Origin of the sequence: Cognatazoarcus halotolerans, assembly GCF_009800965.1 — a bacterium.
In the GTDB taxonomy this organism is placed as follows: Bacteria; Pseudomonadota; Gammaproteobacteria; order Burkholderiales; family Rhodocyclaceae; genus Cognatazoarcus; species Cognatazoarcus halotolerans.
Genome location: NZ_WUAF01000024.1, coordinates 35,109 through 58,425, shown reverse-complemented (window position 1 = coordinate 58,425; position 23,317 = coordinate 35,109). Strand labels below are relative to the sequence as shown.

Annotated in this window: 17 protein-coding genes; 6 read left to right on the top strand and 11 right to left on the bottom strand. The window is 63.8% G+C overall.

Annotated features, from left to right (window positions below; all coding sequences use genetic code 11):
* Positions 1-703: transposase (locus GQB03_RS20525; RefSeq protein WP_200832342.1), on the bottom strand; the 703-nt coding region annotated here is incomplete at its 3' end.
* 217 nt (positions 704-920) lie between these two features.
* Between GQB03_RS20525 and GQB03_RS20520 the strand changes: the two genes are divergently transcribed.
* Entirely contained in the window at positions 921-1,502 is a 582-nt protein-coding gene (locus GQB03_RS20520; protein WP_235027161.1) for a tetratricopeptide repeat protein, read from the top strand.
* Positions 1,503-1,619: 117 nt separating this feature from the next.
* Positions 1,620-2,363, top strand: a complete 744-nt coding sequence (locus GQB03_RS20515; protein ID WP_235027160.1) for a penicillin-binding protein activator LpoB — start codon at positions 1,620-1,622, stop codon at positions 2,361-2,363.
* 93 nt (positions 2,364-2,456) lie between these two features.
* Here the strand turns inward: GQB03_RS20515 and GQB03_RS20510 are convergent, their stop codons facing one another.
* The 4 genes from GQB03_RS20510 to GQB03_RS20495 all read right to left on the bottom strand — a co-directional run bounded on the left by GQB03_RS20510 (position 2,457) and on the right by GQB03_RS20495 (position 8,170).
* Positions 2,457-3,044, bottom strand: coding sequence for an OmpA family protein (locus GQB03_RS20510; RefSeq protein WP_235027159.1), 588 nt, complete (start codon positions 3,042-3,044; stop codon positions 2,457-2,459).
* A 154-nt stretch (positions 3,045-3,198) separates the two neighbouring features.
* Positions 3,199-7,221 (bottom strand): ATP-dependent RNA helicase HrpA, encoded by a 4,023-nt coding sequence (hrpA, locus tag GQB03_RS20505; RefSeq protein ID WP_235027158.1) that lies wholly within the window; start codon positions 7,219-7,221, stop codon positions 3,199-3,201.
* A 31-nt stretch (positions 7,222-7,252) separates the two neighbouring features.
* Positions 7,253-7,636, bottom strand: coding sequence for a fluoride efflux transporter CrcB (gene crcB, locus GQB03_RS20500; RefSeq protein ID WP_159693283.1), 384 nt, complete (start codon positions 7,634-7,636; stop codon positions 7,253-7,255).
* An 81-nt stretch (positions 7,637-7,717) separates the two neighbouring features.
* The gene (locus tag GQB03_RS20495; RefSeq protein ID WP_159693281.1) at positions 7,718-8,170 is read right to left on the bottom strand and encodes a hypothetical protein; all 453 of its coding nucleotides are present in this window, start codon (positions 8,168-8,170) and stop codon (positions 7,718-7,720) included.
* A 191-nt stretch (positions 8,171-8,361) separates the two neighbouring features.
* Between GQB03_RS20495 and GQB03_RS20490 the strand changes: the two genes are divergently transcribed.
* On the top strand, positions 8,362-8,877 hold the full coding sequence (locus GQB03_RS20490) for a sigma-70 family RNA polymerase sigma factor (protein WP_159693279.1): 516 nt from the start codon (positions 8,362-8,364) through the stop codon (positions 8,875-8,877).
* Entirely contained in the window at positions 8,874-9,584 is a 711-nt protein-coding gene (locus tag GQB03_RS20485) for a DUF3379 family protein (RefSeq protein WP_159693277.1), read from the top strand. Before GQB03_RS20490 ends, GQB03_RS20485 begins: the two co-directional genes overlap by 4 nt.
* A gap of 4 nt (positions 9,585-9,588) precedes the next feature.
* Here GQB03_RS20485 and GQB03_RS20480 read toward each other — a convergent pair whose 3' ends face one another.
* The 6 genes from GQB03_RS20480 to GQB03_RS20455 all read right to left on the bottom strand — a co-directional run bounded on the left by GQB03_RS20480 (position 9,589) and on the right by GQB03_RS20455 (position 19,959).
* Positions 9,589-11,718, bottom strand: coding sequence for a putative bifunctional diguanylate cyclase/phosphodiesterase (locus GQB03_RS20480; RefSeq protein WP_159693275.1), 2,130 nt, complete (start codon positions 11,716-11,718; stop codon positions 9,589-9,591).
* Positions 11,715-14,534, bottom strand: coding sequence for a response regulator (locus GQB03_RS20475; RefSeq protein ID WP_159693273.1), 2,820 nt, complete (start codon positions 14,532-14,534; stop codon positions 11,715-11,717). The genes GQB03_RS20480 and GQB03_RS20475 overlap by 4 nt, the downstream gene beginning before the upstream one ends.
* On the bottom strand, positions 14,531-15,064 hold the full coding sequence (locus GQB03_RS20470) for a YfiR family protein (RefSeq protein ID WP_159693271.1): 534 nt from the start codon (positions 15,062-15,064) through the stop codon (positions 14,531-14,533). Before GQB03_RS20470 ends, GQB03_RS20475 begins: the two co-directional genes overlap by 4 nt.
* A gap of 7 nt (positions 15,065-15,071) precedes the next feature.
* Entirely contained in the window at positions 15,072-17,051 is a 1,980-nt protein-coding gene (locus GQB03_RS20465) for a TonB-dependent receptor plug domain-containing protein (RefSeq protein WP_159693269.1), read from the bottom strand.
* A 257-nt stretch (positions 17,052-17,308) separates the two neighbouring features.
* Positions 17,309-17,866: a YfiR family protein gene (locus tag GQB03_RS20460; protein WP_159693267.1), complete on the bottom strand. Its 558-nt coding sequence runs from the start codon at positions 17,864-17,866 to the stop codon at positions 17,309-17,311.
* 11 nt (positions 17,867-17,877) lie between these two features.
* A complete protein-coding gene (locus tag GQB03_RS20455; RefSeq protein ID WP_159693265.1) occupies positions 17,878-19,959 on the bottom strand; it encodes a TonB-dependent receptor plug domain-containing protein in 2,082 nt (693 codons plus the stop codon).
* A gap of 199 nt (positions 19,960-20,158) precedes the next feature.
* On the opposite strand from GQB03_RS20455, the gene GQB03_RS20450 reads away from it, so the two are divergent.
* Positions 20,159-21,895, top strand: coding sequence for a glutamine--tRNA ligase/YqeY domain fusion protein (locus GQB03_RS20450; RefSeq protein ID WP_235027157.1), 1,737 nt, complete (start codon positions 20,159-20,161; stop codon positions 21,893-21,895).
* A 271-nt stretch (positions 21,896-22,166) separates the two neighbouring features.
* Positions 22,167-23,309, top strand: a complete 1,143-nt coding sequence (gene flhB, locus GQB03_RS20445; RefSeq protein ID WP_159693261.1) for a flagellar biosynthesis protein FlhB — start codon at positions 22,167-22,169, stop codon at positions 23,307-23,309.
* Positions 23,310-23,317 lie beyond the last annotated feature (8 nt).

The following is a 23,317-nucleotide window of genomic DNA, read 5'->3' as shown; positions in this document are numbered from 1 at the left end:
GCGTCGCGTCGGTCACCAGAATATCCACGCACAGGCCGTTGCGATTCTCCATGAGCACATGACCGCCGTAGCTGAGCTTGGCCGGCTGGCCGTTGCCTTTCCTCATGAGCTTCGATTCCGGGTCGGTTGTGCTCTGGTGCGTGGCATTCGATCGCTTCTCGCCCTTGAAATCGACCATGCCGGTGCCGTCACCCCCATCCTTGGGCGGCTCGCCGTCCTTGCGCCTGAAGCTCTTGAACGAGGCCCAGGCTTCGATCAGCGTGCCATCGACGGTGAAGTGATCGGAAGACAGGAGCCGCTCACGGCGCGCAAGGCACACGACTTCATCAAAAAATCGGCGCGCGACGTCGGTGACCACCAGTCGCTCGCGCAGCCGACTGAAATTCGATTGCTCCAGACTGGCGCTCTCCAGATCCATGTCGAGAAACCAGCGGAAGAGAATGTTGTAGTCGAGTTGCTCGCAGAACTGCCGATCGGAGCGAATCGAATACAGCGCGATGAGCAATTGGCCCTTGAGCAGCCGCTCCGGTGGAATCGACGGGCGACCCGTGCTCGAATAGAGCGCATCGAGTTCAGTGGAAATGGCGCGAAGTGCTCGCTCGGCCAGTTTCTTCACCCCTCGCAGCGGATGATCTGCCGGCACGCGAGATTCGGCCGAGAAGTAATGGAACATCGAGGACTGGGGGTCGAGTTGGCCACGCATCGCTTTCAGGACAAGGGTTCGGAAGACCAGGCTATGACATTTGCCAGGGCCGTTCGTTCACTGGGTTTTGCATCAACCTGCTAGACCCTAATTCATCAAGACTCCCTGTACCTCGCTGCTCTCCGGCGCATCGAATCTGACAAGAACATATTGTCTTGTGCTACGTTTTGCAAAAGCTATAATCGCCCGATCATATTCATTCTCCATGGACTGCATGATGCGACCGCTCAAAGGCTTCATGCTCTTGCTTGCGCTGCTCGCCGCAACTGGATGCGCTCAACCTCAGCCCCGCCAGACCGTGCAGATCTGCGATACGTCGGGCTGCAACGAGCGCCCGCGAAACTACGCGCCCGAGCGAAAGGCTGAGGAACTCGCAGATCCGCGCGTCCTTGCCCTCGAAGACGTCGCGAAAAAGGATCCGAGAGCCGCCTATGATCTCGGTTTGCGATATTTCAGGGGCGATGGCATCAGACAGGACAGTTACCAGGCGCTCACCTGGATGCGGGATGCAGCTGAACGCGGCGAGCTCTCCGCACAGAAGGCGCTTGGCCGGTTCTACCTTACCGGCCTCGAAGAGATGGGATCGGATCCCGCCGAGGCAGAAAAGTGGCTCACAATTGCGGCCGGGCGTGGTGACAAGGAAGCAAGCAAACTACTCGCGGAGGCCAGCGCAGCGAAGAAGTCAGATCAGGAATACTGGAAATGGACCCAGCGCTGGCGGCCGGTTTTCTACCGCTACTGGTACAGCGGCTACGCCTACCTTGGCTACTGGCGCGCCGGCTACTGGTATTACCACTGACAGCAACACTTTACTCCCCCTAATCTCCGTTCCGAGGCCCAACACATGAAACACTCCGCACTGACCATTTCCGCCCTGCTCGCCTCCGGCCTTCTTGCCGGCTGCGTGACGCCAGGGATGCCCAGCTTGGGCACCAACAGTACCTCGGAACAAGGTGCGGCTGCGGGGGCAACAAGTGTCAGTGAAAACGCTGATTTCGAACGATGTGACGAGACACTCGGTACGATCGCGATCGACGACGGCCGCAACGCATCGTGGTACGACGAGTTCGGTCGCACCACGCAGGTCACCTCGATAGAGCCGATGCTGAGGCTGGCCGTGCAAAAATCCAACTGCTTCGTCATTACCTCGATTGGTAATCAGCGGGCAGACGCCAGGCTTTCCCGAATCACCCAGATTCAACGCAACTCTGGAGAATACCGGGCCGGCTCAAAGCAACAGAAAGGCCAGCGCGTCGCGGCCGACTACTATCTCGAACCACAAATAATCATTAACAATGATTCAACCGGCAAGGTCGGCGGCGCGTTGGGCGGCCTGCTGGGCGGAACGATCGGCGCACTTGCAGGCAGCCTCGAATCAAAGGCTTCAGTGGTCACGCTATCGCTTTTCGACGTTCGCTCGGCGGTTCAGATTTCGGCGGCGGAAGGCAGTTCCACGGCAACCAACTACGGCGCGGCGCTGGGCGCCTTTGGTGGAGGTGCGGCAGGCGCACTTTCCGGCTTCTCGCGCACGCCGGAAGGCAAGGCGACCGTCGCGGCCTTCACTGATGCATACAACAAGATGGTCGTCGCGCTTAAGAACTACAAGGCTCAGGAAGTAAAAGGAGGCCTCGGCCGCGGAGGTCGCCTCAAGGTCAATTGACCAACGCTCCAACCGGGCAAGGGCAAGGCGGTCTCTCCTTCGGAAAAAGGCTGACCTGCCCTGCTCGGCCCCGGAACTATCTAACCGCGACCGTCAGTTCTTGGCGGCCGGGTTAACGAACATTTCCACGCGACGATTCTGCGCACGCCCGGCCTCGGTGGCGTTATCCGCGACCGGCATGCTTTCCCCCATGCCCGAAGCGATGACACGCGCGGCCGTAACGCCCCGCGACTGGAGATATGAGGCGACGCTCGTCGCCCGCTTCAGCGAGAGGCTTTGGTTGTATGCCTCACTTCCCTCGCTATCGGTATGGCCGACCACATTCACGGTGGTCGTCGGATGCTCATTGAGCGTAACCGCGATCCTGTCCAGGGTTTGCTCGAACGCGGGACTGATGGCAGCACTATCCGTACTGAACAGAACGGATCCAGGAATATCGAGCTTGACCGAGCCGTCCGGGCGCTCCGTCACTTTCACCTTGCTGCCGGCGAGATAACCAAACGCGCCCCCCAAGGCGGCCCCAACGACAGCGCTACCGGTCCCCCCGCCAATCTGCTTGCCGATCACACCACCAAACACGGCACCTGTCGCCGTGCCGATGGCCCTGTTCTGATTCTGGGTATTCGTAGCGCAACCAGCGAAAGCCATCGCGGTAACAACTATGGGGATAACAACCTGCATTCGCATACTCATACGATTTCCTTCTTGTTGACGTTCAACTACACGATTTCTCCGACGCTTAGTGCCACTGGCAGACCGCGCCCCTCATCGACAAGATACTCCCGGAGAGCACTTTCAGCTGTAAGACGATACCGACATCAGTGCCCGCTACGACCTACATTGGGCGGCTGTCCCAGATTTTCTGGAGCCGCTTCACCGACACCGGCATCGGCGTCCTGAGTTCCTGCGCAAACAGGCCGACCCGCAACTCCTCGAGCAACCAGCGGAACTCCTCCAGCGCGGGTTCCCGCACGCCGGCCTTGAGCTTGGCCAGGTTTTCCCGCTCCCACGCCTGGGCGAGCACCTTCCAGTCGCGCATGAGTTCGGCATCGCGGCCGGGGTTGTTGCGCAGCTTGTCGATTCGCACCACCGCGGCCTTGAGATAGCGCGGGAAGTGCGCAAGCCGTTCCCACGGGCAGGCCAGCAGGAAATCCCTGGGCATCAATGCAGACACCTGCGACTGGATGTCGGCCACCACGTCGGGGAAGGTCTTCAGGCCACCGAGGCGCTTCTGCAACAGGCCGTGCTCGACAATCACCTGACCGGCAAGCCGCATGAACTCCTGCGCAACCAAGGTGATTCGTGGCTTGGCCTCACGGCAGCGCTGCTCGAAGCCGGCCGCGTCGCCGGGCAGCGGCTCAACCAGGCAGGTTCTCGCCAGCGTCGCCGCCACAAGCTGCTGCTTGAGTTCGGCTTCGGTGCCGAAGGGCATGAACTGCAGCGCCAGTTCGCGAATTCCGGGAAGGCGTTCGATGGCCTTGACCTGATCCTTCAGGTTCAGCGCAAACAGCCGCGCGAGACCCTTCGAATGTACCCGGGCGGCCTCTTCCGGCGTGTCGTAGGGCCGCAGGCTGACCGTGGCGCCGTCGTCATGCAGCGCCGGAAAGCCGATGATCTCGCGCTTGCCGACCTTGACCTCGAGCAGTTCGGGCAAGGCACCGAAAGTCCATGCGATCAGCCCCGCGAACGAGTGCCCCTGCGCATCGTCGCCAGCACCCGTAGGCGGAGCGCCGGTATCGGCACGCTTGTCGGAGCGGCTCGCTGTGGGCTCGACTGCCGGCGCATCCGCCACCAGCTGCGCGGCCTTGAAGGCCGCGGCAATCTGCCCGTGGAAGCGCGCCCGCAGTTCCGAGAGGTTGCGCGACTGTCCCATCACCCGCCCGTGCTCATCGACCACACGGAAATTCATGAAGCAATGCGGATTGAGGTTCTCCGGGCGAAAACTCTCCATCGGCAATTTCAGGCTCACCCGCTCTTCGACAAAACGCTGCAGGGTACGCACCAGCGGTTCGTCGGTTTCGAGTTCGCCTGCCTCATAGAGCGCCATGAAGGCGGCGGCGCTTTCGACCATCGGCTGCAGGCGGTGGCGATGCTTCTGCGGCACGGTGCGCAGCAGTGCCGCAACCTTTTCTTCGAGCAGTCCGGGCACCAGCCATTCGCAGCGATTGCCCGGAATCTGGTTGAGCATCGCCAGCGGCACGAGCAGCGTCACGCCATCATCGGCCTCACCGGGCTGATGCAGATAGACCAGCCTGAGCTTCTGGCCGAGGACCTCGAAGCTGGCCGGAAAGCGCTCGGTGGTGATGCCCTCGGCCTCGTGACGCATGAGCTGGTCACGGGTCAGGTGGAGCAGCTTCGGCTCGGCCTTCTCGGCCAGCTTGCGCCACTTCTCGAAGCTCGCCAGATCGACCACATCGGCCGGCACCTTGCTCTCGTAGAAGGCCTGGATGAGCGCTTCGTCCACCAGCACATCGGGGCGCCGCGACTTGTGCTCGAGACGCTCGATCTCGGCCATCAGCCACCGGTTGTGGTTAAGGAAGGGCATGGCACGCGCAGGCCCCTCGGCGATCTCGCCCTCGACCAGGGCGCTGCGGATGAAGATTTCGCGGCAAAGAGCGGGATCGACATCGCGATAGGCGACGCTGCGCCGTGCATAGAGCACGATGCCGTGCAGGGTGCCGCGCTCCCACGCGCGCACCGCCCCCTGGGCCTTTTCCCAGTGCGGCTCGAACACGTGACGCTTGAGCAGATGCGCACCCACCTCCTCGAGCCACTCCGGCTCGATGCGGGCGATGCATCGACCGAACAACCGCGAGGTATCCACCAGCTCGGCGCTGACGATCCACTTGCCGGCCTTTCGCGCCAGCGACGAGCCGGGATGCGGCCAGAATTTGATCCCGCGGGCACCCAGGTAAGAACCCGCCTGCGGACCCGATGCATCCTCGACCTTGCAGCCCACGTGGCCGAGCAGGCCGGCCAGCAGGGCCTTGTGGATCGCTTCGTAGTTGGCCGGCTGCTGGTTCTCCTTCCAGCCGTGCTCGGCGCAGAGGGTATGCAGCTGGCTGTGCACATCGCGCCATTCGCGCAGCCGCAGCCAGGACATGAAGTGTTGCTTGCACCAGGCTTTCTGCTTGCTGCTGCTTTCGTGCCGGAGCACCTCATCCCAGGCCTTCCAGGCATGCAGAAACCACAGAAACTCGGATTTCTGGTCGATCTCGCCGCCACGGAACGTCGCATGCGCCTGATCGGCGGCGCCCTGCCGATCAGGCGGCCGCTCGCGCGCGTCCTGCGCTGACAAGGCGCTGGCGATCACCAGCATTTCACGCAGGCATCCGCGATCGCGGGCGGCGAGAATCATGCGGCCGATCTTCGGGTCCAGCGGCAGCTTGGCAAGCTCGCGCCCCACGGCGGTCAGCTGCAGGCTCTCATCCACAGCGCCCAGCTCGCCGAGCAACTGGTAGCCATCCGAAATCATCTTGCCGAGCGGCGCATCGATGAACGGGAAATCCTCGACCTCACCGAGCCTGAGCGACTTCATGCGCAGGATCACGCCCGCCAGCGACGAACGCAGCACTTCCGGGTCGGTATGGGCCGGGCGTTTGTCGAAGTCGTCCTCGGCATAGAGCCGGAAGCAGATGCCGTCCATCACCCGGCCGCAGCGACCGGCACGCTGCCGCGCCGCCGACTGGGCGATCTTCTCGACCTGCAGCTGCTCGACCTTGTTGCGATGCGAGTAGCGCTTGACCCGCGCCAGCCCGGTATCGACCACGTAGCGGATGCCGGGCACGGTGAGTGAGGTTTCAGCCACGTTGGTGGCGAGGACCACGCGACGCCCCCGGCTCGGCGCAAAAACCCGCGCCTGCTCCTGTGCGGACTGCCGGGCGAACAGGCTCAGCACCTCGGTGCCGGCGGAATGGTGGGCCTTGCGCAGCGCTTCGGCCGCCTCGCGAATCTCCCGCTCGCCGGGCAGGAACACCAGCACGTCACCGGGCCCGGCTCGCTGCGCCTCGTCCACCGCGTCGACCAGCGCATCGTAGAGATCCGGGCCCTTCTTTTTAGAATCGTCGACCTCAAGGTCCTCGACCGGCCGATAGCGGACCTCGATCGGGTAAAGCCGTCCCGACACCTCGATGACCGGGGCCGGCTTGCCTGCCCGATCGGCGAAGTGCTTCGCGAAGCGCTCGGCATCGAGCGTTGCCGAAGTGACGATCACTTTCAGATCGGGCCGCTTGGGCAGCAGCTGGCGCAGGTAGCCGAGCAGGAAATCGATGTTGAGGCTGCGCTCGTGCGCCTCGTCGATGATCAGCGTGTCGTAGGCCGACAGCAGCGGGTCGCCCTGGGTTTCGGCCAGCAGGATCCCGTCGGTCATCAGCTTGATGTAGCTGTCCGGGCCGAGCCGGTCGGTGAAGCGGATCTTGTAACCAACGTGCTGGCCAAGCTCGGATTTGAGCTCCTGGGCGATGCGGCTGGCGGTTGCACGCGCGGCGATCCTGCGCGGCTGGGTATGGCCGATCAGGCCCGCCGCGCCACGGCCCAGCTCGAGGCACAGCTTCGGCAGCTGGGTGGTCTTTCCTGACCCGGTCTCGCCGCACACGATCACCACCTGGTGCTTCCCGATCGCCTCGATGATCTCGTCGCGCCGCTGATTGACCGGCAGCTCGGGCGGGAATTCGGGTTTCGGCAGATGCGTGGTCCGCTCGCCGCGACGCGCGGCCGACGCCTCGAGATCGGCGCGGAGCGGCACAGGCAGATCATCGAGCCCGCGGGGCCGCTGCCTGAGGCCGCGCAGGCGGCGGCGCAGCGCCGGTCGATCGGCGCTGAGCACTTGCTCGAGCAGTGAATAGGGGTCCATCGTCATGGAAACGGCCGGTTCGGTGACGCCGCGTTCATCAACCCTGCAGACGGCTCACCGTCCAGAAACCCAGTCCGGTCATGAGCAGCGAGCCGCTCAGGTGGATTCCGGCGGTAAACAGCGCCCATCCGTACTGAGCCGCCTGCAGGAGCTGCACCACCTCGGCCGAAAAGGTCGAAAAGGTGGTAAGGGCACCCAGGAATCCGGTGATGGCGAAAAGCCGCAACTCGTGCGGCAGCCCGTGATGGACCGTAAACACGGCCACGGCCACGCCGATCAGATAACCGCCGGCAAGATTGGCAACGAGCGTTCCAAGCGGCAGGTGCACAAGTACCGGATTGAGCCGGATCCCGAGCCACCAGCGAATCCAGGCTCCGCAGGCTGCGCCGAGACCGACCGCCAGAAAGGCCAGGGGATTCATTGGATGAATGCGTCCGTCGTCTTCAACAGCCGCAATTGTAACCGCTCGGGCGAGCCTCGCCGAATCCGCCGACGCTGCGCGCTATCTGACTACCAGCTTGTAGTCGGGCGTTGGATTGAGCGGACAGGAGTAGACGTACTCGCCGGGCTTGAGGGCAATCTCGTAGTCCTGGGTCACTCCGGTGGTGAGCCCGCCGCCCGACACACTTGGCAACAGGGCCCGGCCGGCGAGGCTCGCACCGCGCAGCCAGAAGCCCAGTTCATAGGGCACGTCGCGGTTGGTGACCCTGAAGACGTATTTTCCGGCGGGCAGCTCAAGCACCTTTGCCTCGCCAACACGCTTCTCGCCGCTGGCCTTGTTGATACGCTCGCAATCGGCAGCGCTCTTCGGCCGGTAACCATGGTTTACATCGCCCTCGCTTTCCAGGAACTGGCAGCCGACCTGGTTGAGGGTGATGACTCTCGGGGTTTCGGTGTTCGCCGCGAAGGCGGCACTGGAAACGAGCAGAGCGGCAATCGGCAACAGTGTGCGCATGGGGTGTCCTCCGTGAATGTGATCGCGCAGGGCCGGGTGGCCCATGTCACTGAAGACCGACCACGCGGTGCCTACCTTACGGCAACCGAACCTGGGATTCAGACCGCCGCTGCTCGACCGGCTGATACCGCCCGCCGCTTCGGTAAGGTTCCGCGCCGACGCCCGGTCTAAGCTCGCAAGGGGAGAATTCCATGCTGCTTTCGTTGGGAAAGGAAAAGATTTTCGAACAGACCGTGCGCGGTTACAGCGCGGACCTTTATCGGTTTGCGTTCTGGCTGTGTCGCGACCGCTTCGTCGCCGAGGATCTCGTTCAGGAAACCTTTCTGCGGGCCTGGAACGCGTGGGACAAGCTGCGCGATCGCGCGGTGGTCAAGTCCTGGCTGATCAGCATTCTGCGCAACGAACATGCCCGCCTCTACGAGCGAAAGCGATTCGATTACGTGGATGATCAGCCCGAGGATCTCGCGATCGCCGCCGACCATGACCCGATTGCCCTCGTCGAAATAGAACAGCTCATTGGCGAACTCCCCCTGTCGCTGCGCGAACCTTTTCTGCTGCAGACCCTGGGGGGTTTCTCCTGTGCCGAGATTGCAGACATGCTTGAAACCTCCGAAGGCGCCGTCATGGTGCGACTCACCCGTGCCCGGCAGTCCCTGCGCGGCTTGCTCAAGGGCGAAGATGCACCGGCCCGAAGGGAACGCAAATGAAAACAGCACACGATTTCAACTGCCTCGACGTTCGTCGTGCCAAGCTGGCCGACCCGAGTCGCCTGCCGGCCGACGCCATCCGCCATGTGCAGGGCTGTCAGGCCTGCCAACGCTTCATCCGCGAACTCGACGCGAACGAACGTCGGATCGATGAGGCCCTGCAGGTACCCGTGCCCGAGGGCCTCGCCGACCGGGTCATGCTGCGCGTGCGCAACCGTCCGGGGGCCCGCCCCTGGCGTAGCTGGGCGATGGCGGCGACGATCGTCCTGAGCTTTGGTGTCGGCCTGCAGGAATTCGGCGGGGCCGCGCGCAGCGACTCCGCCAGCGAAGCGATCCGGCACGTCCTTCACGAGCCCGAGTCGTTCAGCCAGCATCGTCTGGCCGATCCGGCGCAGTTCAGAACGGTGCTTGCAAACTTCGGCGGGACACTCGAGGCGCCGATCGGGAAGGTGCTGTACATGAAGCTTTGTCCGGTTCCGGGCGGCACCGGCTGGCACATCGTGCTGCAGACCGAGTACGGTCCCGCCACCCTGATCCTGATGCCGGGTCGTCGCGGCGACCCGCTGCCCGAGGAAATACGAATGAAGGGCTATGTCGCAACCGTCGCAAGCGGTGGCCAGGGGTACTACGCACTGGTGGCCGAATCGGAGGACGCCCTGAACGCGCTGCGCGCGATGTTCACGGCCCGCGTGCGCTGGAATACCTGAACGATCAGGCGGCCAGCGCGGGGAGTCCGTTGCGCAGCGTGTTCTCGAATTCGGCCGCCGAGACCGGATGCGAGTAAAGGTATCCCTGCATCACGTGACAACCGAGCGCGATCAGATGCTGGACCTGGCTTTCGGTCTCCACCCCTTCGGCCACGACCTCGATACCCAGCGTCCGGGTCATCGCCACGATCGCAGCGACGATTGCGGCGTCACTGGCATCGTCCTCGATGTCGTTCACGAATGAGCGGTCGATCTTGACTACATCGAGTGCAAAACGCTTGAGGTAGGCGAGCGACGAATAGCCGGTGCCGAAATCATCGACCGCGATGCGCAAGCCCTTTTCGCGAAAACCATTGAGAATTCGGTCGGTCAGCTCGGCGTCGCGCATCAGCGAACTCTCGGTAAGCTCGAACTCGAGCAGATCCGGGTCGATCCGGTTGCGCTCGAGCGCGTCGCCGATCAGGTCGAGCAGGCCGACATGGCGAAAATGGCCGGCAGACAGATTGATCGAAATCGGCGGCGGATTGAGGCCGCCCGCGCGCCACTGCGCGAGCTGGCGGCACACTTCGCGAACCACCCATTCACTCAGCGGCACGATCAAACCGACCTCTTCGGCCAGGGGTACGAACTCTCCCGGGGACACCAGCCCGCGCTCGGGGTGAGCCCAACGAACCAGAGCCTCGGCACCGACGATGCGCTTGTGTACCGCGTCGACCTTCGCCTGGTAGAACATCCTCAATTCGCCACGATCAACCCCTCTGCGCAACGCGTTCTCGAGGCTGAGCTTGGCAAAAGAAGCGATCTTCATCTCTTCGGTGAACTGCTGGATGTGGCCCCCGCTACCCTCGCGCTTGGCCTGGCTGACCGCCGTCTCGGCACACTTCATGAGGCTGTCGGCATCACCGGCGTGGGCGGGAAAGACCGACAGGCCGACGCACGCGGACAGGGTCAGATCATGACCGGCGACGCGAATCGGGCGCTGCAGTTGCGCCTGCAGCCGCAGCGCAATATCGAACAAGGCCTGCTCTTCGTCCACGCCCTCGAGCATCAGTGCGAATTCATCGCCGCCGAGCCGCGCGACGAACACCTCCTCTCGCGCGTCCCGGGCGATCTCGTTGGCGAGTTCGAAGCGACTGAAGTCGCGCAAACGGGCCGCAATCAGCTGCAGCACCTGATCCGCACAGTCCTGGCCGAGGCTTTCGTTGATCCGCCCGAAACGATCCACGTCCAGGAACATCACGGCGCAGGATTCGTTGCGCCGCCCGGCACGCAGCACGATGCCATCCAGCGTTTCGCGGAACGATTGACGATTGGGTAACCCGGTAAGGCTGTCGAAATAGGCGAGATAGCGGATACGGCGCTCCCCCTCGACCCGATCGGTGACATCCTGCAGGGTACCCTGCACCGACGAGACTTCACCGGAAGCGTCAAAGACCGGCACTGCGATTTCCTGCATGGTCCGCACAGCCCCGTCGGGCCTTACGATACGATACTCGAGCTGATAGGCGCGGCCGTTGCGGGCCCCCTCCAACGCCTCGCCGAGCAGCTCTCGATCGGCCGGATACACGCGAGAAAGGACCGCATCGTGCCCCGACCCGAAGGTACTGGCGTTCTCGCCGAACAATGTCATGTAGGTATCGGAGCACTGCAGCAGATCCTCCTGCGGCACCCACTCCCAGCTGCCCATTCGGCCGATGCGCTGAGCATTGGCGAGCACATCCTCGCTGCGCACCAATTCGTCGAGCAGTGCGGCCGAACGCAGTGCATAGCGCACCCTGTGCCGCAACAGGGTCCAGTTTATGGGCTTCGAAATGAAGTCGGTGGCGCCCTCGTCGTAGGCCCGTTCGATCGAGCGGGTATCTTCCAGGCCGGTCAGCATGATGATCGGCAGGCGATGGCCCCGGGGCTCTTCGCGCAGGCGACGGCACACCTCGAAGCCGTCGATCCCGGGCATCATTACATCGAGCAACACGAGGTCCGGATTGACGCTGCCGAACAACCGCAATCCATCGTCGCCGCAATCGGCCTCGAAGACGGTGAACCCGCTTTCCCGCAAGGCCTCTGCGGCCAGCAGCCGGGTCAGCGCATCGTCATCGATGATCAGCAGACGGGCATCGTCCAGTACGTCTCTCATGATGCCCTCTCGGTCTGGAGCTCGCCGGCCGCGAGCAGCCCTTCGCCCTCCAGCGAATGAACGTAGCCGCGGAAGGACTCCTCGATCAGGTGCATCAGCGCCATCGCCTCGCCGCTGCGTCCCGCCTTGAGCTGCGCGTCGAGTTCCCGCGCCGCGTGCGCCACCCGCATGGCACCGACCGATGCCGCCGCGGATTTTGTCTTGTGGGCGAACTTCTGCACGCCGCTCCAGTTCCCGGCTTCGGCATCGCGCGACGCCTGCCCGATTCCGCTGCGGGACTCGCTCACGAACAGCGCCAGTATCCGGCCGAGCAACGGCGCCTGCCTGTCGCCGGCGACACCGGGCACTTCGAGCAATACATCGAGCGCCAGCAGGGGAACACGTTCGATACTCGCCGGATTTGCGGAACTCCGCGGTGTGGGCGGCGGGGCGCCATCCACGGCGAGCTCCCTTGCGCCCCGCGCGGCGGACTCGGGCGGCGGCTCGACACGGCTTACACGTTCGGGCGGCAGCACTTTTTCGAGCGCGTGGGCGAGCTGTTCGCGAACGATCGGCTTGGAGAGGTAATCGTCCATCCCGGCAGCGAGACAATTGCTGCGGTCATCGCGCAATGCATTCGCGGTAAGCGCGAGGATGGGCGTGCGCCACGCCGGCCTGGTGCGTGCCGCTTCGATCTCGCGGATCGCGCGGGTCGCGTTGAGCCCGTCCATCTCCGGCATCTGGATGTCCATCAGTACGACGTCGAAGCTACCAGCCGCATAGGCATTGACGGCCGCGATGCCGTTTTCGGCGGTCACCACCGTACAGCCCAGCGAGCGCAACATCGCGACCGCGATTTCGCGATTCACCGGATGATCCTCCGCCAGCAGGACACGCGCGCTGAAACGCTGGGTCAGCGCCCCTGGCTGACGTGACGCCGGCACTTCCGGCAGGGAATCAGACAGCAGCCGTGCGAGATCCGCCTGCATCAGCGGCTTGGACAGACATGCCTTGGCCCCGGCGTGCCGGGCGCGGTCGCAATCGGACGAAGAGCGCAACCGGGTAAGCGCGACGACGCGCGCGCCGCTTGCGCACAGGCGCGGAACCACCTGCTCACCCGCACGCTGAACCAGGCGCGAATCGAGCAGGACCCAGCCAGGTTGGCTGACCGTCGCCAGAAATCGTTCGGCGGTCGGGAAGCCTTCACTGCGCAGCCCCAGGTTGGCGACCTGTTTGCACAGCACTTCGCGCAGCCGCTCATTCTCGCTGATGACCGCCACCGGCAGACCATCCGAGGAGACGGACTCGGGCTCCGGGCCGGCCAGCAATTCGGTGGTGATTTCCACCGAAAAACTCGCGCCGTGTCCGGGCATGTTCTTGAAACTCAGACCACCGCCCATCATCTCGGCGAGTTCGCGAGCGATGGCAAGGCCGAGCCCGGTACCGCCGTAGCGTCGTGCCATCGAATTGTCGGCCTGCGAAAATGCCTTGAAGAGATTGCCTTGCGCCGACACGGGGATACCGATCCCGGTGTCTTCGACCGTGCAGCGCAGACGCACTCGCGCGCCCTCCGTCGCCCCGTCGGGCAGTTGCTCGAGATGGACCACCACCTCGCCGGCCTCGGTGAACTTGACCGCGTTCGAGACCAGATTGCCGAGTACCTGACGGAAACGGTGGGGATCACCCCGCACTAGGGACGGCACCGACGGGTCGATCAGCACCAGGATTTCGAGCCCTTTCAACTGGGCGCGCTCGGCGAAAAGAAGCACGACCTCTTCGACGGCCCGCACCGGAGAGAAGGGCAGAAACTCCAGTTCGAGCTTGCCGGCCTCGATCTTGGAGAAGTCGAGGATGTCATTGATGATGAACAGCAACAGCTCGGCCGAACCATGCAGCATATCGACGAAGCGCCCCTGGCGTTCATCGAGCGGAGTATCGCGCAGCAGATCGGACATGCCGAGAATCCCGTTCATCGGCGTACGGATTTCGTGACTCATGTTGGCGAGAAAGAGGCTCTTCGCCAGACTCGCCGCCTCGGCCTGCTCCTTGGCGAGCCGCAATTCCGCGGTGCGCGCCTCGACCTCGGCCTCGAGATGATTCCGGTGTTTCGCCAACTCCTCGTCACGCTGCTCGATCTGGCTCAGCATTTCGTTAAAGCCCGCGATCAGTTCGCCCACTTCGTCGCCCTTGCCTGCCGGTGCACGCAGGTGATACTGCTTTTCGATTGCCACCCGCCGCGCAACCCGCGCCAGTCCGAGCATCGGATCGAGGATGACGGGCAGGATCCGGTTGATGAGGGCGACAGCCGCACCGATGCCAAGACCGGCGCCTGCCAGCGCGAAGAGCAGCCACAGCCCCAGCCCTTGCCATGTTTCGGCCAGCGAGAGTTCCAGCGCCATGTAACCGACACCCTCGTCGTCGTGGACGATCGGCGTCGTGCTGCGCAGCGCGTCCCATGACCAACGAGGTGCCGTCTCGCGGCTCTCGCCGACCAGCTCCGCGATCTGGGCCTGCCTGCCGATCAGTCCGCGAGGATAGGTGGCAAACACGCTACCGTCTGCGCGAAGCAGCGCGGCACGCCGCACCCGCACGATGTTGCGCAGTGAATCGAGCAATTGGGTCGCGGCAACCGGATCTTCGAAACGGATGGCCGAGACCGCATTGTCGGCGATGATCCGCGAGTAGACCTGCGCCTCTTCGCCAACCCGCTCGACCTCCTTGCTGACCTCGCTGTAGATGATCGCCATCATCGCCAGCGACATGCCGACCAACACGCCGAGCAGAACGACCGTGCGGAGCTTGCGGCCAATCGACATGTTATGGAATCGCCCGGTCATCGCCCTGCCTCCGTACCGACAACTCGCCGAGCGAGGCGCAGCAACTGCGCACTGAGTTTCATTCCCTCGCGCTGGATCACAGCATAGTTGATATCGAAACGAATGCGGTCGTCTACCAGCACGAAGCCGATGCCGCCCCCCTCATCGACGAAGCCCTCCATATCGCTGACCGTCAGCACCGGACTCCCCTCGAGACTGCGCAGCAAGGTCGCGGAACGCCGCTCTTCCGAATCGGAAATGAACAGGAGCTGGCAACTGACGGCCTGGGCAACCGAGCCGAGCAGGATGATCCTGACGTCCCGCCCCTGCACCTGACGATGCTCCAGCGATGCCAGCGCGGCGCCGAACGGATCCCGCCCCAGCAAGCAGATCCGGAGCGTGCCTGCCGGCATCGCCGGCCACTCTGCATAGCGGGCGAAGTTCAGCAGAAAGGCGGCCTTGAGCTGGTACTCGCTCGGCGGGCTCTGCGCCATCGCACCGACGGGCAAGCCAAGCGCCAGCGCAATGAGAAGTTTTACGAAGGTGCGCATCGGCGGATCAGTGCATCCACACCGCCTTGAGAAGGAATTGCCGTGGAATCTCGCCGTTCTCGGAGGGGAAGAAATCGTACGCGATGAACTCCGGATGCGACGGATCGAACAGATTCCGCACCTCAGCGGTGAGCCGGAAACTCCGGCTCGGGTGCCAACTGAAACGCAGATCGGTCGCGGTATAGGCATCGATCCCGATCCGGAGCGCGCTGACCCTGCGCACCGCGATGCCAAAGCTGTGGGTGTCGTCGATGTTCCGATCGTAATGCGTCACAAAGGAGTAGTGGGGTACCACGTCCTTGATCCTGAACGGCAGTCTGTCGTCAAGCAATCCAGCAGGCTTGGTTGCACTGACGTTTTTCACGGTAAACGCCGCGGCAACGCGACTATCGGCAGACAACTGGGTTTCCGCCGACATCTCCAGACCAACGCTGTCCGCATCGATGCGATTGCCTCGATAGACCAGTTGCTCCATCGGCCATGGCGCACCGGGCGATGGCACCACGGGGCCGTAGGATTCGCTGACCAGGCCCTGGTAACGATGATGGTAAGCGACCAATTCGAAGCTGCCGCCGCTCAGCTGACGACGGAAACCCAGCTCGAATGCCGACAGACGCTCGGCATCAAGCGGATCGTCGGGATTGACCACGGTACGCAGCGGCACGCCGCCCGCACCGAAACCGTAGAAAGCACTGCTGTATGCCTCGCCGACCGAGGGCGTTCGCGAGGCCCGCGACCACTGTGCCCACATGCTGTCCACCTCGGACGGGGTCCACAACAGGCGCACGTTTGGCTGGGGTTCGAAACCCGACAGACTGTTGTCTTCGAGGCGGGCACCGAGCAGGAGCTTCCAGCGCCGCGGCTGCAGCGTGATTTCGTCCTGCATGAAGGCACTTATGATGCGTTCGTTGCTGCTGCGCGGATCAAGGCTTACAAAGAACGGCGCACTCAACTCGATATTGTAGGAAATCGACCGCCAGCCCAGCCCCCAGATGAATTCATGCGAGCCGATTGGCGCAAGCTGGTTCTGGAAATCCATGTCCGCGGTATCGACCGTCATCTGGCCGTATTGCGGCAATTGCAACTTCTGCTGCTCGACGAACGCCTGGAGACGACCTTCACCGCTGCCGATCGCCCAACTCCGCACCCCCATCAGATAACCACCGGAATAGCCGAACTCGGCCTTCTCGAGGCCAGTGGCACCGTATTGGCGCTCTGGGCTCTCCTGGTCATAGACATCACCCTGCACGCTCCAGCCGGAACTGCCTGCGCCAGAACGATCGACGCGAAAACCGGCGTGCCAGCCACTCTGCGCATCGCCGAGGGCATTGCCGGCCACGGTCTCGGCTGGCGAGCGGTTGACGCTGCGTGCATAGACCCGGGCGTCCACATTGTCGGCAAGCGAGAAACCATAACGTGCGGCGACTTCCGGGCGGCCCCTGTCGTCCACGCTCATCGACATCAGGGCTCCCCGCGTCGCCGAAGTCTTGCGGGTAACGATGTTGATCACGCCGTTGACCGCGTTGGCCCCCCACAGCGCGGCGCCCGGACCACGCACCACCTCGATGCGCTCGATGTCTTCCATGATCGGTGCAATGGTTTCCCACAGCACCCCCGAGAAGGCGGGTGTGTAGACGCTGCGTCCATCCACCTGCACCAGCAGCTTGTTGGCAAAGCGGCTGTTGAACCCCCTGATCGACACCGCCCAACGTCCTGCGCCGATCTGCGCCACCTCGACACCGGGAACCGACCGCAGGGCCTCGGGAATGCTGCGCGCGCCGGAACGACGGATATCCTCGCGGCTCAGGACGGTAACGGCCGCCGCGGTGTCCGAGAGACGCTGGGCCTTGCGCGACACACTGGTGACTTCCATCTTGACCAGTTCCTCTAGGCTCAGGTCGGTCAGCGGCGTTGATTCGGCAAACACATTCGAACTCGCGAGGAGCCAACACACCATTGCGGCACGGGCGGTATTGGATAGGTTCATTGCAGTGGTTCCGTCAAGAGCTGGTCACACGAGCGGCAATATCGGAAGGATCTGGTTTGAATACGGCAATCCCGGAATTTACTTGAACGGGCCTCGTCCGGCGCGGGATGCCCCACCGCGACCGGAATGGCAATCGACCGATGCGCATCGAGTCGGCCCCTTTTTGGCGGGGGCCGGTCAATGCATCGAGAGACGATACCGCGCCGGAACGGGCCGAGCGCGGCAACACACGGAAATGCCGGAAGCCGCGATAGCGATCATCGCACCGTCAGCTCAGCCGCATTCCGGGCAAGCTTCAGCATCTGCGCACTGGCGCGCAGCCTGCCCAGTTTCAGCGCTTCTGCATTGACCTCGAACCGAACCCGATCGTCGGCGACCACCAGGCCAATCCCGCCGCCGGCCCCGATGAAACCATCGGCGTCGCCCACCACGAGTACCGCGGCACCACTCGTCGCCTGCACCACGTCGTGCAGCAGCGCAGCATCGCCCCGCCCGACGAACACCATCTGGCAATGTCGAAGCTGGGCGAGCGGCACGCCCTTCATCACCTGAATCACCCGTCCTTGGGCCTGTCGGCCTTCGAGCGCCTCGAGCATCCGGTCCAGGCTGTCGCTGCCCGCGATGCACAGGCGCAGCGGCCCCTGGGCAGCGACGCCCGGCCACTCGACATACTTGGCGAAGTTGTAGACATACGCGGCCTTGACCCGCGACTCGGTAGAGACCTCGGACTGGGCCAGTGCGACGTTCCCGGAAAGAAACGCGCCTGCAAGAAACAGGAACGCGAGGGCGCGGCGAAGGCGGTCGATGCTGATCATCATCCTCCTCCTCACCAACGCCACTCGGCACGCGCATAGACTCCGCGCTCGAGTTCGTAGAAGAGCATGTCGGGGAGCGACCCCTTGAATTCCTGATGACGATCCTCCAGCAGGTTCTGCCCAACGAGCGAGAGCACGAGGCCTTCCCACGGCTGCCAGGCATAACGTGCATCAAGCGTCGTATAGGCCGGAATTTCGCCGTGACGCAAGCGCGACACATGACGCAGCCACAAGTCCACTTGCCGGGCACCGCTCAGGTTCATCGAAGAGCGCAGCGAGACCTGATAGCGTGGCGACGACCCGGCGTAGCGCCGGGCTTCGGCCGCGGCGAGGACATCCGCCGGCATGTCGGCAGTCATCAGCTGATTCGACCAGCTGCCCTGCAAACGCCACCAATCGTTCACCCGCCAGTCGGCCGAAAGTTCTATGCCACGGCTGGTAAAGCGTCCGGCGTTGGTTGCGACCGTGTCGAGCAGCAGGTAATTCGGTATGAAACCGGCCGGGCAGCCGCCGATCGGGCCGAGCGGCAGTGGCGTCGGCATCAGGATGACGTCGGCCGGGCAACTCGGGTTCCCCACCAGCAGGCTGCGGACATCGCTGTATCGTGTCATATACAGGGCCGCGTCCCACGACAGCCGCGCGCTTTGCAACTGGCGAAAACCCATTTCGACGCTCAACGCCTTTTCGGCGGTGAATCGCGAGCTCTCCATGCCATTCAGGCGCATCAGCGCGGGCACGCCGACACCCGGGACGGGCTGCACGATCAGGTCGAGCGAGGACTGCAGCTCAGGCCGGTTCGGCGAACGCACCGAACGCGACACGGCAGCCCACCAGGATTCGCTCGTGGTCGGTGTCCATAGCACCCGTACGTTGGGCTGCCAGTTGGCACCCGCATAGCTGTCGTGCTCGAACTTGCTGCCGAGGATCAGGCGCCATCGATCCGGGACGAGCGTGAGCTCGTCGTGGATGAAGGCGCTGAAGGTGTCTCGGGTACGTGACGACGGCGATACCACATAGGGCGGGTTGTCGCTGAAATGGTCGGTCGTCCAATGGTAGCCGAGCCCCCAGATGAGGTCATGCCTGCCGGACTGGATGCGCCGCTGGAAGTCGAGGTCCAGGTCGGTACGCGCAGCCCAGATCCAGTCGAGGTTCGTGCGAGCCTGGTCGACATAGGCCTGCAGCACGGAATCAGAACCGTCCGGATCGCTCCACGAATAGCGCCCGAGCAGGTTCGCGCCGCTGTCGTGTTGATCCATGCGCCGGGTATAGACGTAGGGCGCGACCAGAATCGGGAGCTCCCATTCATCACCGCTGTGGGCGTTGTAGGCATCGCCACTCGCGGTGAACATGCTACCGCCGGAGAGCGGCCGGTCGAGCCTGAAACCCACCCGCTGGTCACGCTGTCCGTCACGCGCGGCACCGGCGTCGTCACGCAGCGAGGACGCGTCGCGCCCCTGGGCCTTGCCGTACACGCGGTAATGACCACCGCCGTCGAGTGCGCCGCCGTGACGAAGGGCGACCGAACCCGTCTCTTCGGTGCCGGCCTGGACCGCGACGAGATCGCCCTGCGTCTCGGACGTCTTGCGGGTAACGATATTGATCACGCCGTTTACCGCGTTTGCCCCCCACAGTGCGGCACCCGGCCCACGGATCACTTCGATGCGCTCGACGTCCTCGGGCATGACGTCCTGGCTCTCCCACATCACCCCCGAGTACAGCGGCGTGTAGATGCTGCGCCCGTCGATCAGCACCAGCAGTTTGTTGGCGAAACGCTCGTTGAAACCACGCGCAGTCACCGCCCAGCGGCTGGACGAAATACGCGCCACCTGGATGCCGGGGACCATTCGCAGCGCCTCGGGGATCGAGGTTGCGCCCGAGCGCATGATCTCCTCGCCGGTGACCACGTAGGCAGCCGCCGCGAGCTCGCCCACCCGCTGCGTCTTGCGCGACATCGTGGTGAGGCGGAATTCGGAGAGTTCCTCGAGGCTGAGCTCGAAGAGATCGACTTCGCGCGCTCCGGCCTGAAAGGCACACCCCAGGGTAGCGGCAACCAACACGGCGCGCAGGGTCGCGCCCAGGATAGCTTTTTTCATTTCGTGTTTCCGATCAACACCGCGCTCGGCCGGCTGTTTCCGTTTTCGGAACGATTCCGGCAATACAACGACCGTCCCCCCAGGAACCTGAGGCGCGTATGGTAAGCGCGAAGCGGGGCCATATGGCATGTCCTCCGGGTTAGAATCGCAACTCGCACCCCGTCCCGGGGTCACCGACTGGCAATTCTGGAATTCCCAAGTGAGCGACAACCAAGACGTCAACCTGCCGTCCAACTTCCTGCGCAGCATCATCGAGAACGATCTGGCGAGTGGCACTTTCGCACCTCGCGGCGACAGCGCCAGAATCCGCACCCGCTTTCCGCCCGAGCCGAACGGCTACCTCCATTTCGGCCACGCGAAGTCGATCTGTCTCAACTTCAGCCTGGCCCACGACTACGACGGCGCCTGTCACCTGCGCTTCGACGACACCAATCCGACCAGAGAAGAACAGGAATATGTCGACGCCATCATCGATGCAGTGCATTGGCTGGGCTTCGACTGGGGTGAGAACCTGTTCTTCGCATCGGACTATTTCGAGCGCATGTATGCGTTCGCCGAATACCTCATCCGCGCCGGCAAGGCCTATGTCGATTCACTGTCGGCCGAAGAGATGCGCGCCTATCGCGGCACCCTGACCGAGGTGGGCAGGGACAGCCCCTACCGCACGCGCAGCGTCGAAGAGAACCTCGATCTCTTCGCGCGCATGAAGGCTGGCGAATTTGCCGACGGCACCCACATCCTGCGCGCCAAGATCGACATGGCCTCGCCCAACATCAATCTGCGCGACCCGGCGATCTACCGCATCCGCCATGCCCATCACCACCGCACCGGAGATACCTGGTGCGTGTACCCGATGTACACCTTCGCGCATCCGATCGAGGACGCCCTCGAGAACATCACCCATTCGTTCTGCACGCTGGAGTTCGAGGATCAGCGGCCGTTCTACGACTGGCTGCTGGAGCAGCTTCGCGCAGGGGGGCTGATCCCCAGCCCGGCGCCGAAGCAGATCGAGTTCTCGCGCCTCAATCTCACCTACGTGGTGCTTTCCAAGCGAAAGTTGATCCAGCTCGTCGAGGAAGGCCACGCCCAGGGATGGGATGACCCGCGCATGCCGACACTGGTCGGCGGACGCCGCCGCGGTTATCCGCCGGAAGGGTTCCGCCTGTTCGCCGAGCGCATCGGCGTCTCCAAATCCGACTCGCTGATCGAATACAGCGTGCTCGAGGAGAGCATGCGCGAAGTGCTCAACGACTCGGCCGAACGCCGGGTGGCGGTGCTGGACCCGCTCAAGCTGGTCATCGACAACTACCCCGAGGGCCAGCTCGAGGAATGCACCGCCCCGAATCATCCGCTCAAGCCCGAACTCGGCAACCGCTCGATGCCGTTCGGCCGCGCATTGTGGATCGAACGCGAAGACTTCATGGAAGAGCCGGTAAAGGGGTTCCGGCGGCTGTTCCCAGGCAACATGGTGCGGCTGCGCTACGGCTACGTGGTCAAGTGTCTCGGCTGCGACAAGGATGCCGAAGGCAATGTAACCGCAGTCCACTGCGAGTACATGCCGGACTCAAGGTCCGGCACGCCGGGCGCCGACAACTACAAGGTCAAGGGCAACCTGCACTGGGTCAGCGTGGCCAGGGGCGTACAGGCGGAGGTGCGCATGTACGACCGCCTGTTTGCCCACCCGGCGCCGGGCTCGCGCCGCGAGGGCGACGCCCCCGAGCTGGAGCGCGACTTCCTCGATGACCTCAATCCTGATTCGGTGAGCGTGATCCGTGCGTGGCTCGAACCGTCCCTCGGGGAAGTCGCGCCGGAATCGCGTTTCCAGTTCGAACGGCACGGCTATTTCGTTGCGGACCGCTTCGACTCGAAAGCGGGCGCCCCGGTCTTCAATCGCACCGTGACCCTGAAGGACTCGTGGACAAAAGGCGGTAAATAGGCGGCGCAACACCGACCTCTGCACAAGGAAATCCCGGCCATGCCGGGATTCTCCTGTTCAGGCGTAACACTAGCGTGGCGATCTTCATCGTCGCCGGCGCTTAGGCGCGCGTGGCACTGCGATCTGCGGTCGACCGGACTGCGCACGGCCCCATTCGCGTGATCGCGCAATCACGGCATTTGCCCGAATTACCACGGTATCCCCCCTCTTTCCGGGCCTTCATCCGCCTTGCCACGGCCGATAATCGGCACCATACAAGGAGTCCGGGCGCATGGCCGAGGAAAGCGACCTCGAAAAAACGGAATCACCCTCAGCACGACGGCTGGAACAGGCTCGCGAAGAAGGGCAGGTTCCGCAGTCGCGGGAGCTATCGACCTTTCTGGTCATGATGTGTGGCGTCGCCGGCCTGTGGGTGATGGGCCAGTTCCTCTCAGAGCGCCTGTTCGGCCTCATGCGTCAGGGCATGTCGATCCCGCGCGAGGCTGCCTTCGACCCCACCGCCATGGCAGCGACCTTTCGCGAACTGTCGATCGACGGGCTGCTCACGATCAGCCCCCTGATGGTGCTGCTGATGCTCGCCGCCGTCGCAGGCCCGCTCTCGCTGGGCGGGTGGGTGGTTTCGTCGAAGGCCCTCGGACCCGATCTCACCCGCATGAATCCGCTCAAGGGTCTCGAGCGGATGTTCTCGACCCACGGCCTCGCGGAAATGGTCAAGGCCTTGCTCAAGGCAAGCCTGGTCGGCGGCATTGGCACCTGGGTGATCTGGCACGACCAGGACCACCTCATGGCCTTGATGACCCAACCGCTTGGCGCGAGCATGCCCGACTTCGCCGCCACGGTGCTGTTCGCCGCGCTGCTGATCGTATCCAGCCTCGCCCTGCTGGCGCTCATCGACGTGCCCTTCCAGCTGTGGCAGTACCACAAGCGCCTGCGCATGACGAAGGAAGAGGTCCGTCAGGAAGCCAAGGAGACCGAAGGCGACCCACAGGTGAAGGCACGCATCCGCCAGACCCAGCGCGAGATGGCTCGCCGGCGCATGATGTCGAAGGTTCCGGAAGCCGACGTGGTGGTGACCAACCCGACGCACTTCGCGGTCGCGCTCAAGTACGACGCGGCACGCATGGGCGCGCCGGTGGTGATCGCCAAGGGCCGCAACGCGGTGGCCCTGAAGATCCGCGAGCTCGCCGCCGAGCACAAGGTGCCGCTGCTCGAGGCACCACCGCTGGCGCGGGCGCTGTATGCCCACTGTGAGCTCGAGCACACCGTGCCGGCAACCCTCTATACCGCGGTGGCCGAGGTCATGGCCTGGGTCTATCAGCTCAACCACTGGATCGCCAACGGCGGTCTGCCGCCGGAGGCTCCAGCCGATCTGCCGGTTCCTGCGGATCTCGATCCCGGCGCAGCCGAAGAATGACGGGCCCT

Excerpts from the sequence above, each read along its gene's own strand:
- GQB03_RS20520 (WP_235027161.1), top strand. The coding sequence starts at position 921 with ATGCGACCGCTCAAAGGCTTCATGCTCTTGCTTGCGCTGCTCGCCGCA.
- GQB03_RS20515 (WP_235027160.1), top strand. The coding sequence starts at position 1,620 with ATGCCCAGCTTGGGCACCAACAGTACCTCGGAACAAGGTGCGGCTGCG.
- GQB03_RS20510 (WP_235027159.1), bottom strand. The coding sequence starts at position 3,044 with ATGCAGGTTGTTATCCCCATAGTTGTTACCGCGATGGCTTTCGCTGGT.
- hrpA (WP_235027158.1), bottom strand. The coding sequence starts at position 7,221 with ATGACGATGGACCCCTATTCACTGCTCGAGCAAGTGCTCAGCGCCGAT.
- crcB (WP_159693283.1), bottom strand. The coding sequence starts at position 7,636 with ATGAATCCCCTGGCCTTTCTGGCGGTCGGTCTCGGCGCAGCCTGCGGA.
- GQB03_RS20495 (WP_159693281.1), bottom strand. The coding sequence starts at position 8,170 with ATGCGCACACTGTTGCCGATTGCCGCTCTGCTCGTTTCCAGTGCCGCC.
- GQB03_RS20490 (WP_159693279.1), top strand. The coding sequence starts at position 8,362 with ATGCTGCTTTCGTTGGGAAAGGAAAAGATTTTCGAACAGACCGTGCGC.
- GQB03_RS20485 (WP_159693277.1), top strand. The coding sequence starts at position 8,874 with ATGAAAACAGCACACGATTTCAACTGCCTCGACGTTCGTCGTGCCAAG.
- GQB03_RS20480 (WP_159693275.1), bottom strand. The coding sequence starts at position 11,718 with ATGAGAGACGTACTGGACGATGCCCGTCTGCTGATCATCGATGACGAT.
- GQB03_RS20475 (WP_159693273.1), bottom strand. The coding sequence starts at position 14,534 with ATGACCGGGCGATTCCATAACATGTCGATTGGCCGCAAGCTCCGCACG.
- GQB03_RS20470 (WP_159693271.1), bottom strand. The coding sequence starts at position 15,064 with ATGCGCACCTTCGTAAAACTTCTCATTGCGCTGGCGCTTGGCTTGCCC.
- GQB03_RS20465 (WP_159693269.1), bottom strand. The coding sequence starts at position 17,051 with ATGAACCTATCCAATACCGCCCGTGCCGCAATGGTGTGTTGGCTCCTC.
- GQB03_RS20460 (WP_159693267.1), bottom strand. The coding sequence starts at position 17,866 with ATGATCAGCATCGACCGCCTTCGCCGCGCCCTCGCGTTCCTGTTTCTT.
- GQB03_RS20455 (WP_159693265.1), bottom strand. The coding sequence starts at position 19,959 with ATGAAAAAAGCTATCCTGGGCGCGACCCTGCGCGCCGTGTTGGTTGCC.
- flhB (WP_159693261.1), top strand. The coding sequence starts at position 22,167 with ATGGCCGAGGAAAGCGACCTCGAAAAAACGGAATCACCCTCAGCACGA.